We start from the raw sequence: 11,806 nt of genomic DNA, 5'->3' as shown, positions 1-11,806 counted from the left end.
ACAGAATGAAAAGAATTATTACAATATCACTTGTACTTTTCTCAGTTGTATCTTTTGGTCAGAAAAAAGCTCTTGATCACTCCGTTTATGATAACTGGAAAAGTATAGGAGATATTCAGGTTTCAGACAACGGAAAGTACTCCGTTTATCAGGTGAATGCACAAGAGGGTGATGGATATCTTGTTGCTCTCAATCTCACAAACCTTCAGCAAAAAACATTTGAAAGAGGCACCTCTGCCAGAATAACTCCTGATGGCAGGTTTGCTACATTTTCTATTAAGCCTTTATTCATACAGACTAAAGAGGCCAGAATAAAAAAAAGCAAACCGGATCAGATGCCTAAAGATACTCTTGCCATTTACAATTTTGAAACAGGAGATCTCCGGAAATTTCCATATCTGAAAGGATATAAAATGGCTAAATTGAGCAATAGATATCTTGCATTCCAGACGACACCGCCTGCTGATACAGCAAAGGGGAAGAAACCTGTGAAAATGGATAAAGATCAGGGGACTGAATTATATGTATACAGCATTACAACAGGTTTTTCAGATACATTACGGAATGTAGCAGATTATGACTTTTCAAGAGGAGGAGATACTCTGTTTTTTGTATCAAGACCCAATTCTAAAGACTCTGTGAATAAAGCCGGACTATTTATGTACACTCCTGCAAACAGATCTGTTAAACCAATTTTTTTAGCAACCCTTAAACAGAGCTTAAAACTTCCTGTTGTCAGTGAAGATAACTCAAGGATGGTTTTCTACGCAAAACTGGATACAATAAAACAGAATAAGGATAAATTCATCTCAATTCTGGAATACAGATCCGGCATGCCGGAGGCCAGAATTCTGATTGACAACAGCTGTGCCTCTCTACCTGAAGGTATGCGCATAAGTGAGAACAGAAGCCTGGAATTGAACAAAGAGGGGACGAGGCTATTTTTTGGAATCTCTCCTGTAATGCGGGAAAAAGACACAACCAATAAAGAACCTGATGTAGCAAGACTTGATATATGGCATTATGCCGAGCCTTATGTGCAGCCAATGCAATTAAAAAACATACAGCGTGAAATTCGCAAAAGCTATTTAAGCAAGATTGAACTTGATGGTGAGCCTTCATTTGTGCAACTTGCAAAAGAGGAGTATGAAAATGTTATTGTGCCTGCAAAATGGTCCTCCCAAAAAGCGCTGTCAATTACAAATTTTGACTACAGAATCGAGTCTCAGTGGGATGCAAATCCAAAGAGAGATCTCATTATTATTGATATAAACACAGGGAGCTCAAGAGTAGCCGCAAAAGGTGTTTATATGAGCAGTTACTCAATCTCTCCTGATGGGAATTTCTTCGTATGGTATGATAATAGCGACAAAAACTGGTATTCGCTTGACATTATGGAGGAGAAAATAGTAAAGCTGACTAATGGAATGACCATCTCTTTTGCCGATGAACTTCACGACTCTCCTTCCATGGCCTCTTCATACGGGACCGGGGGCTGGATTGAAGGAGATAAAGCGGTATATATTTATGACAGATATGATATCTGGAAATTTGACCCCAAAGGGGAGAGAGCTCCTGAAAATATAACTGAGGGTAAAGGGGCAGCAGAGAAATTAACATTCAGAATTATAAGGCCTGACAGGGAACTAAGAGACAGCGAGCCACTAAAAGAGAAATCAATACTCTATTTCTCTGCATTTGACAACAAAACCAAAGAGAATGGATTTTATTCAAAGGACATCTCTGCAAGAAAACCTTTGATGAAGCGATGGAATATGGAGCCATTTACATTTGCTTCTGTTGTTATGAGTAAAAGAGGCAAAGAGATAGTATATTCAAAAGCAAACTTCACTAACTCACCTAATGTCTGGGTATCCAAAGATCACTTTAAAACACAAAATAAGTTATCAGATATTAACCCGCAACAGGCGGATTACAACTGGGGAAGTGTAGAGCTGGTATCATGGAAATCGGCTACAGGTATTGAACTGGAGGGCCTTTTGTACAAGCCTGAAAACTTTGACCCCACCAGGAAATACCCAATGATTGCCTATTTCTATGAAAGGAACTCAGATCTTCTTCATGCTTACAGAGCACCTGCACCAAGCAGATCAACCATTAATATCCCATATTTTGTAAGCAATGAGTACATAGTATTTGTTCCGGATATAGTCTATGAAATTGGTCATCCGGGCAAAAGTGCAATTGACTGTATTGTACCAGGTGTAAAGATGCTTTGCGAAAACCCATGGATAGACAGCGAAAATGTAGCAATACAGGGGCAGAGCTGGGGCGGTTATCAAGTAGCATATATGATTACCCAACCAGAATCTTTCAAATGGAGAGCAGCAGGGGCAGGTGCGCCGGTTGCAAATATGACAAGTGCATATGGAGGTATCAGATGGGGAAGTGGAATGGTAAGGCAGTTCCAGTATGAACACACCCAAAGCAGGTTAGGAAAGACACCATGGGAAGCTCTGGATCTTTATATAGAGAACTCTCCACTCTTTTTTGCTGATAAGGTAGAGACCCCGTTGCTTATTATGCATAACGACGCTGATGATGCAGTTCCGTGGTATCAGGGCATAGAGTATTTCACTGCACTTAGAAGACTTGGAAAACCTGCATGGCTACTTCAATACAATGATGAAGTGCATAACCTTTCAAAAAGAATCAATGCTAAAGACCTGAGCATCAGGCTTGGTCAATTCTTTGACCACTATTTGAAGGGCACACCAATGCCAGTATGGATGAAACGAGGTGTTCCTGCGACACTAAAAGGTATTGACTTTGGCTACGAATTAACCAACTAAGATCATCCTATCTTATTAAAAATAAACACAAACCAATAATGGTTTGTGTTTATTTTTATTTAAATTTGCTCATTCAGGGAGCACTTGATGTTAATATGCAACTATATGTTTTACAGCGCATTCAGAAATAATTCAAGAGAGTTGCTTCTAATTCTCAATCTATTCTTACTGCTTACATCATGTAAGCAAGAGATAAACAGAAGCCAAATTTCTGAGCAGCCTACTTCCATAACAGTAACAGGCAGATTACTAAAACAGACAGATCTTAAACCCCCTGTCACTGTAAATGCATCAAGTCCCACAGTAGCATCTGCCACAATCGGCAACTGGAAATTATCACCTGTAAGCGTTACACAAGCCAAGGATCCTGTAATAATAACCTTAGATCAGAGCAAAATATTTACTCCCGGAGATGGTAATACATTGATACCATCTGTAATCAAATACCGAGAGAGAAGTGTTTCAGCTCATCCACCTGTCAGAATTGAGGTTAAAGATGCATATGTAAGAGATAAAAATCCATATAACTTCAGTTCAATTGGAAAACTTCAGGGGTTAAGACACGATCAGATCAGAGCAATCGATCAGGATAACACAGGCAATTTATGGCTTGGAACAGACGACGGATTAACAAAATTCGATGGGAAATATTTATCTCATTACACTACTAATCAAGGACTCACTAATAACCTAATACTTAGTGTATACCACGACTCTAAAGGCAATATTTGGGCAGGAACTTTCAGAGGCGGTGCTGTCAAACTGGATGGGGACAATTTCACAATTTTCTCTAAAGAGGATGGGTTACCCAGTGATATCGTAAACTGGATCACTGAGGATAGTTCCGGTAATATATGGATGGCTACAGGAGGAGGAGTAGTAAAATATGATGGTAAAAACCTTACAGTCTACACCCAGGATAATGGCCTCTGCAACAACGACACCCGCTATCTTCTTTTTGATAAATACGGCAAGTTATGGATTACAACTAATATAGGAGGCATATCTATATTTGACGGAGTTAGTTTTACTAACTATACCGTAAAAGAGGGACTCCCGCAGAATGAAGCTACATCTCTTGCTACAGACAGCAAAGGTAATGTATGGATTGGACTATCTTCCAAAGGAATTATTAAATATGATGGTTACAATTATTACCACTACGGCAGCGAACAAGGGCTTATAGACGGTAGCATAAGAAGCATTATGGAAGATTATACCGGGAATATCTGGATAGGAACCACAACAAGCGGTCTTTTCAGGTTTGATGGTATCAGTTTTACAAACTTTAACATTAACGAAGGGCTTGGTTCAGAATATGTAAGATGCCTGATGGAGGACAGATCAGGAAATATATGGATGGGTACAAGAACAGCCGGACTGGTAAGATACAACGGGGATATCTTTACCCATCTTACAGAAGAGGAGGGGCTTAGCAACAGCAGGGTTATGAGCATAATGAAGGACAGGCTGGGAAGAGTGTGGATGGGGACATTTGGCGGCCATGTAACAATAATGAAAGAGGAGAAGGTCTCTGGAACAACAGGAAAATATATGTCATATTTTGGAGTTGAGCAAGGTCTTAATGCATCCCGGATATACAGCATTATAGAGGACAAAAAAGGAAATATCTGGTTTGGAACTGATGGTGGCGGAATCTCTTGCTACGAAGGAAATAAACTTTACACATATACAACTGATCAGGGTCTAAGTGACAACACAATAAGAGATATTTACGAAGATAGTAAAGGGATAATATGGATTGGGACATATGGAGGAGGTGTCTCTAAGTTTGATGGTACTAATTTTACAAATTATTCAATTGAGTCCGGTATAAGCAGCAATAATATACTTGCTATTTTCGAGGATAGCAAAGGTACGATTTGGTTTGGCACAGATGGCGGTGGTATCACCTCTCTCAATGGTTCTCAGTTCACTCATTTCACGACTAAAGAGGGTTTCTTTAGCAACACCGTGTATAGCATAGAAGAGGACAAAGAGGGGAATGTATGGTTCGGAACAGCAGGTGAAGGTCTGGTATGCTATAACCACAAGACTTTTACAAGGTATAATTCTTTAAACGGGTTAAATAATGACCATGTTTTGTCTTTATTAGAGGATTCTTACGGAAGGCTCTGGGCCGGAACGCGCTTTGGGGTAAACCAAATTTTTCGGGACTCAACATATTCAATAAAGAGCTATAATTTTGAAGAGGGTTTTACCGGAATGGGTTGTAACCTGGGTGCTATTGAAGAGATTGACGGGGGCAAGTTACTATTCGGCACTAATGACCGATTGACTCAATTCCTTGGGGAAAGGGAGCTTCATAATAATGCTCCATTTACTCTTCAACTGACCAATCTGATGATGTATAATGAAGAGATCCCATGGACCATACTTGAAGAGAGGCAGGATACAACAATCAGGCTTTACAACGGAGTAAAGCTTAAAAACATAAAATTTACGGGGGTCTCAAAATGGAATAATGTTCCTGAGAACCTTAGTTTACCATATTTACACAACTATATTACATTTAAATTTATTGCAGTTACTCAAAACGAGATTAAAAAGGTAACGTATGAATATATACTTGAAGGACTTGACAAACACTGGAATCCTCCAGTAACTATCACAGAAATCCCATATGGCAATCTCTCTCCCGGAAACTATTCATTCAAGGTCCGTGCTATTTCAAGTGATGGTGTAAGGAGTAATGAAATTGATTATAAATTTTCAATCAGACCCCCTTGGTGGCAAACATTGTGGTTTTACATATTTATCGTATTAACCTTAGTTGCTCTAATATATTTTTATATAAGGTACAGAGAGCGAATTCTAAAAAAAGACAAAGAACTTCTTGAGGGCAAAGTCAGGGAGCAGACAGAGGCATTACTACTTAAGAATAATGAGCTGGAGGTATCAAATATGGAGAAGGACAAACTATTCTCCATAATTGCTCATGACCTTCGCGGTCCGTTCAGCAGTTTTCTTGGGCTCACCGAAATAATGGCAGAAGAGGTTGCAACATTTACTGATGAAGAACTTAAGTCTTTTGCTGAGAATATGAATATCTCGGCAAAAAACCTGTTTAATTTACTGGAGAATCTTTTACAATGGTCAAGACTCCAGAGACAATCAATACCTTTTAGTCCAACATTGGTCAATTTAAAAGCAAGTGTTGAGGATAATCTGGGGCTGATAATTGAATCTGCCACCAAGAAAAATATCCGTATAAAAGTTGATATCTCGGAAGAGTATAATTTTGAAGCAGACGACAGTATGCTTCAGATTGTAATAAGAAACATAATATCAAATGCTGTTAAGTTTACAGGAAAGGGTGGAACAATAATAATTGGTGCAAATCTCTCCGGGAAAGATGAAATCATGATAAGTTTCAAGGACAATGGAATTGGGATGGATGAGAAGATGAGATCATCTCTCTTTAAGCTTGACAGCAAGAACGGAAGATCAGGAACAGATGGAGAACCAAGTACCGGACTTGGGCTTGTTATTTGTAAAGAGTTGATTGAAGCCCATAAAGGAAGAATAGATGTACTTTCGGAGGTTGGAAAAGGGACTGAATTTATTATTACTCTTCCTTTAAAACAAAGGTGACAAAGAGCTTTTTTGTACAATGAGACTTTATACTTCAATAATAATAATTGTTCTAAGCACCATTCTTTTCTCTTGCAACAGAGAGGGCAATAATGAGGTTATAAATAGCTCCCTGCCTTCTCTGTTAAGAACCAAAGGGTACATTGTACCACCTGACTCAATCTTACCCGCTGACACTACATTTATCAAAAATCCAACCGGTTTTGATGTGAAAAAGATGCCGGCTGTTGCTATGACAACCAATCAGAGCAATATCCCACTATCTCTGAAAATAAGCAGGATGTCAACAACGACAAGAGTAATTGGGGAGGGAGAGACAACAATTCCCAATTCTTTTGAATTTTCAGAGAAACATCAGATTGCCGGCACTCCTGAACAGGTCTTAGTTAAAGAGCCTCTTTATAAAGAGATTAACCCGGGAAGTTTCTTCTACTTCTATAAAATGCAGGGCCTTTTACACGATCAAATAAGGGCCTTGGTCCAGGACTCAACAGGGAATATCTGGGTTGGAACAGACAGAGGCCTCTCCAGATATGATGGAAAATTTTTCTATCACTTTACTGATAGAGAGGGGTTACCGGTAAGTATTATTAATGCCCTGTTTATTGATTCTCACAATAATTTATGGATTAGCACTTATGATGGCGGGGTTACAAGATATGATGGTAATTTCTTCACAACTATCACAACAGAAGAGGGCCTGCCCCATAATCTTGTCAACTGTATATTTGAAGACAAGCACGGAGACATATGGTTTGGTACAAGAAAAGGGCTGGTTAAATATGAGCCCGGAAAACTTACTGTCTTTACAATAGAAAACGGACTCTCGGCAAACGATGTAAGATCTATTATTGAAGATGGATCAGGCAGAATGTGGATTGCTACATACGGAGGTGGAATTTCAATTTACGATGGAGTCTCTTTCTCCACATTCTCTTCAAAAGAGGGTCTTATCCAGGATCATATATCCTTACTCTTTATTGATAGTAAAAACAATATCTGGATAAGCACTGCTTTTAAGGGTATTATAAAATATGACGGAAGAGCCTTGACTACATATACAACTCGTGAAGGACTGGGTAACAATTCAATAAGAAGTATCCTGGAGGACAGGGATGGAAACATGTGGTTTGGCAATTCTAATGGTAACCTTACTAAATTTGACGGAATCTCCATGCGAGTGTATGGCAAGAGCGACGGACTTATTGCTGAAGCAATAAGAAGTTCGCTCCAGGATAAAAACGGAAATTTATGGTTTGGAACAAGAGGGGCTGGCCTGGTAAGATTTGAGGGAAGACTTTTTACCCATTACACATCTCAGGAAGGGCTGTCAAGTTCAAGAATATCATATATCAGTGTAGATTTAGACGAAAAAATCTGGTTAGGCACATATGGAGGAGGAGTTAATATCCTTTCTGAGAAAACTGAAAATGGCATTAAACGACAATACATAACTCCATTTTTACTGGGAGAGGGTAATAAAGATAAGTTTGTTTATAAAACATTAATTGACAATTCCGGGAATATATGGATTGCTACTGATAATGGAGGTCTAACAAAATATGACGGGAAGGAGGCATTTAAATACGACAAGAATACAGGTCTGGTAGATAACATGATTCTCAATGTATATAATGACAATAGAAATAATATTTGGTTTTCCACTATCAGAGAGGGCCTTTTTATGATGAAAGGTAATACAGTTGTAAATTATTCGAAAAAAAACGGTTTAAGCAGCAACCATATAAGAAGTTTCATTCAGGATAGCAGAAACAATTACTGGATAGGAACAGCCGGAGGCGGTATTACAAAATATGATGGTAAAAACTTCATACATTTCAATAAGAAAAATGGGTTTTTTACAGATACAATAAACAGTATAATTGAGGATAACAGAGGAATTATATGGATGGCCAGTAGCGGAGAGGGTATTATCAGACATGATGGAGAGAGCTTTATCAGATATTCTGAAGAGAGTGGGCTTAAGAGCAAATTTGCTATGAGCATTTTTCAGGATTCAAAAGGGAACATCTGGATAGGAACTAGATTTGGACTTTATGAAATAAAGAAAAGGGTCCATGAAAACATTGACAGTACTAACAGAGGAATATCTATTAATAGTTTTGGAATTGAAGATGGTTTTGCCGGGATGGAGTGCAGAAAGGAGGCAATAACAGAGAGCAGCAATGGAACTATATGGATAGGAACAGAGGACAGGCTTACTGCATATCACGGTGGAAATACATATTCTGGGGAGTATATCCCATCAATGCAAATAACAAAATTGAAGGTTTTCAACGAGGATGTACCATGGGAAAAAATATTTAAAAGCCCTGATACAACATTAACGCTTGCCAACGGAGAGAAAGTCAGCGGGGCTAAAATGAGTAATATATCAAAATGGTATTCATTACCTCAAAATCTTGTGCTTAAGCACAAGAACAATTATCTCACCATTCATTTTATTGCCACCACGCACACTCAGATGAAGAGTATCAGATACCGGTATATCCTTGAGGGATTTGATAATAACTGGAGTTCGCTCACTGACAAGACTGAGGCAACTTATGCGAACCTTAAGAAGGGGAAATATACATTCAGGGTCAAAGCGATAACCGGAGATGGGATTGAAAGTGACGAAAGCACATATACTTTTACAATTAAACCAGCCTGGTGGGGCACTCTCTTCTTTCAGCTGATTTTAATATTTACTATTATAGCCTTACTATTTAAATATTGTGAGTGGAAAACAAAGAACATTAAAGCTAAAGCACAGTTGTTAAAACAAGAGGTTGATGATTTTAAAAGTGAATTAAGAAGAGAGGAGCTGGCAAAGAACATAGCCATAAATGAAAGGGACAAACTCTTTTCAATAATTACTCATGATCTGAGAAGTGCTGTCAATTCTGATAAAACAGAGGGCCCGGTCAATACTGTTAACACATTGATTGATAATGTTCTTCAATGGAGCAGAATTGAGCAGAACAATATACAATTTAATCCTGAGAGAATTAAGATTCAAGAAGCTCTTAAAGAGGAACTTGATACATTAAGCCAAATATCTAAAGCAAAAGAGATTCATCTATACAATAAGATTCCCATCAAGCTTGAAGTTGATGCAGATCCAAAATTGCTTAGAATTGTTATCAGGAATCTAATCACTAATGCGATAAAATTTACTCCACGCAGAGGTGATATAACTATAAAAGGGTCCGGCCGTAAGCCTGATAAGATTGAGATATCTGTTGAAGATACAGGTATAGGGATGTCTGAAGAGATGAGAAATAAATTGTTTACACTAAATTTGGAGAATGGCAGGTACGGAACAGAGGGAGAACCCGGAACAGGGCTTGGGCTCATGATCTGTCACTATCTGGTTACCAAACATTCTGGAGAGATCAATGTAGAATCTGAAGCAAAGTCAGGAAGCCGGTTTATTATCACTCTACCTAAAAACCAGGAAGAATTGTAAGTGTAATATTTAAACTGTCAATAATCTCCCTTTTAAGACCCTCTTCATTCTCTTTAACTCTCTCAAGGAAATTCTGAGCATCCTTTATGGATTTAAATCTTATGTCTGCGATTTTAGAATCATCCTCCTTCTGAAGAAGCCAAACTTTATATGATTCTAACTCTTCAAAGAGGTACATCCGGCTTGATATGGAATTTGACAAAGAGATTGGACCACAAGAATACTTAAGCATCTCCGATAGTTTATATCCCGGAATTAAATATTTTGATATGCTCTCCGGTAGTAAAAAATCTCCATGAGCTTCATACTTATTGAAGAAATACTCTGCAAGATAATATGCCCCCACTCTGTTTTCATCTGTATTATTCTCATAAACAACAGACATATAGAAATTACCTTTGATAGCCTGATATTGTTTAGGAGAGGTACAATCGCATCTGAAAAACTTATCGTACGGATTACATTTGAATGCATTCTGAGAATATATTCCAAACGCGGACTCCGGATTACCCATATCATACAATTCTACAGAATATACATTCCCTTTATAGATAAGTTCCATAACCCTTAACTCCCGGAATCCATACTCAAGATATAAATCGCTCCCTCCATTCATGAATCCATATAAAGCCTCTCCTTTAAAAACTCTCTCTTTTAAAATATTAAAATTGGTTTCATCAGGATTTTTCAAAAAAACAGCCTGAATGAAAACTAATAAAGAGAGTATTATCAATTTCATAACAAATTTACCTCTAATAACTCAATATTTTCTCTCCTCCCTCTCCCCAATCCCAGTTCCTCAGCAATATCGATGAATCTTGAGGCTTCTGGACGATCAATCTTTTGGATGCCTTCAGAAACTCTTTTAGATATAATCACATCGTGTCCAATTCTGTCTACTGCAACAGGGTCAGAACCTACCAGAAGCATGTTGTAATTGCAAATAAACTGAGGCTTTGCAGATGGACCTCCATCAAAACACCCAATTAGCCCATCGGCAATATTTAAAACCACTTTATCTCTTAAAGGGGGGAAGGCACAAACATAGGCACAGGTCTCGTGCCATAGTTTTGAATGAAGCCTGCTTGTGTTTGTAATTGAACCAAAGGCCAGGTTTTTCAAGCAAAGAGTGGTAGTAGGTCCTGCGTTTTTTAGAATTGGAAGATTAATGATTTTTGTGACTTTCTCTGTGACAATTTTTGTAAAATAGGAGTCCTTCCCTTCATTAACCATATAAGGGATGGTATATGAATCATAACTCCCTTCAACATCTGCAAAGAACTTCTCTCTTTTTTCAATACGACTCTCAGAATACAATTTCCCTTCATTATCATAGAATCCCCCTTTTTCATCCATACACTCAGTCCCGGCAATCTCAATTCCGGGATAGTTATCTGAGTTGTATCCTGTTTCATGAAGTTGCATCTCTCTTCTGTCCCATATAATTATATTCTTTCTTGGAATTCCGGACTCCTCCAGCTGCTTGATTACTGCCCCGGTAACTGAATGAGATGTTGTCAGAAGTCTGCCCGCAACAGGATTTACTTTTAATCCTATTATATCTTTTGGATTTACAAACTTCCTCCAGGCTCTCTTAAGGTTCTTTTCACCTGTAAGCTGGAGCATACTCGCCTTTAGCATATCGTATGCCCTCTGATCTGACGGGACACCATCAACTACAGAGAGAGGATCAGTGACCTTTACAACCCTTCCGGGGTACAATCCGGGCATTGAGTTTTTTGTTCTTGGAATAGCCATTGCATCTGCAATATTTGTTGCAGGCTTATCATCGGACAAAAACAGCGGAATTCTCTCAGCAGCCTTTACCATAGGAGAAATAGCAATACCAGCACCCCCTATTGAGAGATACCTGAAGAAGTCTCTTCTTTTCATTGTATGAGGTATT

General features: G+C 38.4%; 5 protein-coding genes. 3 read left to right on the top strand and 2 right to left on the bottom strand.

Annotated elements, in window-relative coordinates; translation table 11 throughout:
• Window positions 1-5 precede the first annotated feature (5 nt).
• The 3 genes from U5907_08410 (at window position 6) to U5907_08400 (ending at window position 9,900) form a co-directional block, all read left to right on the top strand.
• On the top strand, window positions 6-2,813 hold the full coding sequence (locus U5907_08410; protein WRQ32597.1) for a prolyl oligopeptidase family serine peptidase: 2,808 nt from the start codon (window positions 6-8) through the stop codon (window positions 2,811-2,813).
• A 105-nt stretch (window positions 2,814-2,918) separates the two neighbouring features.
• On the top strand, window positions 2,919-6,428 hold the full coding sequence (locus tag U5907_08405) for a two-component regulator propeller domain-containing protein (protein ID WRQ32596.1): 3,510 nt from the start codon (window positions 2,919-2,921) through the stop codon (window positions 6,426-6,428).
• Window positions 6,429-6,447: 19 nt separating this feature from the next.
• A complete protein-coding gene (locus tag U5907_08400; protein WRQ32595.1) occupies window positions 6,448-9,900 on the top strand; it encodes a two-component regulator propeller domain-containing protein in 3,453 nt (1,150 codons plus the stop codon).
• Here the strand turns inward: U5907_08400 and U5907_08395 are convergent.
• Both U5907_08395 and U5907_08390 read right to left on the bottom strand, forming a co-directional pair.
• Window positions 9,878-10,639, bottom strand: coding sequence for a DUF6599 family protein (locus tag U5907_08395; protein ID WRQ32594.1), 762 nt, complete (start codon window positions 10,637-10,639; stop codon window positions 9,878-9,880). The genes U5907_08400 and U5907_08395 overlap by 23 nt on opposite strands.
• Window positions 10,636-11,793: a DUF362 domain-containing protein gene (locus U5907_08390; protein ID WRQ32593.1), complete on the bottom strand. Its 1,158-nt coding sequence runs from the start codon at window positions 11,791-11,793 to the stop codon at window positions 10,636-10,638. The genes U5907_08395 and U5907_08390 overlap by 4 nt, the downstream gene beginning before the upstream one ends.
• Between the last annotated feature and the right edge of the window lie 13 nt (window positions 11,794-11,806).

The sequence above is a fragment of the Bacteroidales bacterium MB20-C3-3 genome, from assembly GCA_035609245.1.
Lineage (GTDB): Bacteria > Bacteroidota > Bacteroidia > Bacteroidales > UBA932 > Bact-08.
The sequence above is the reverse complement of the archived record's forward strand: the minus strand, read 5'-3'. Positions and strand labels throughout refer to the sequence as shown.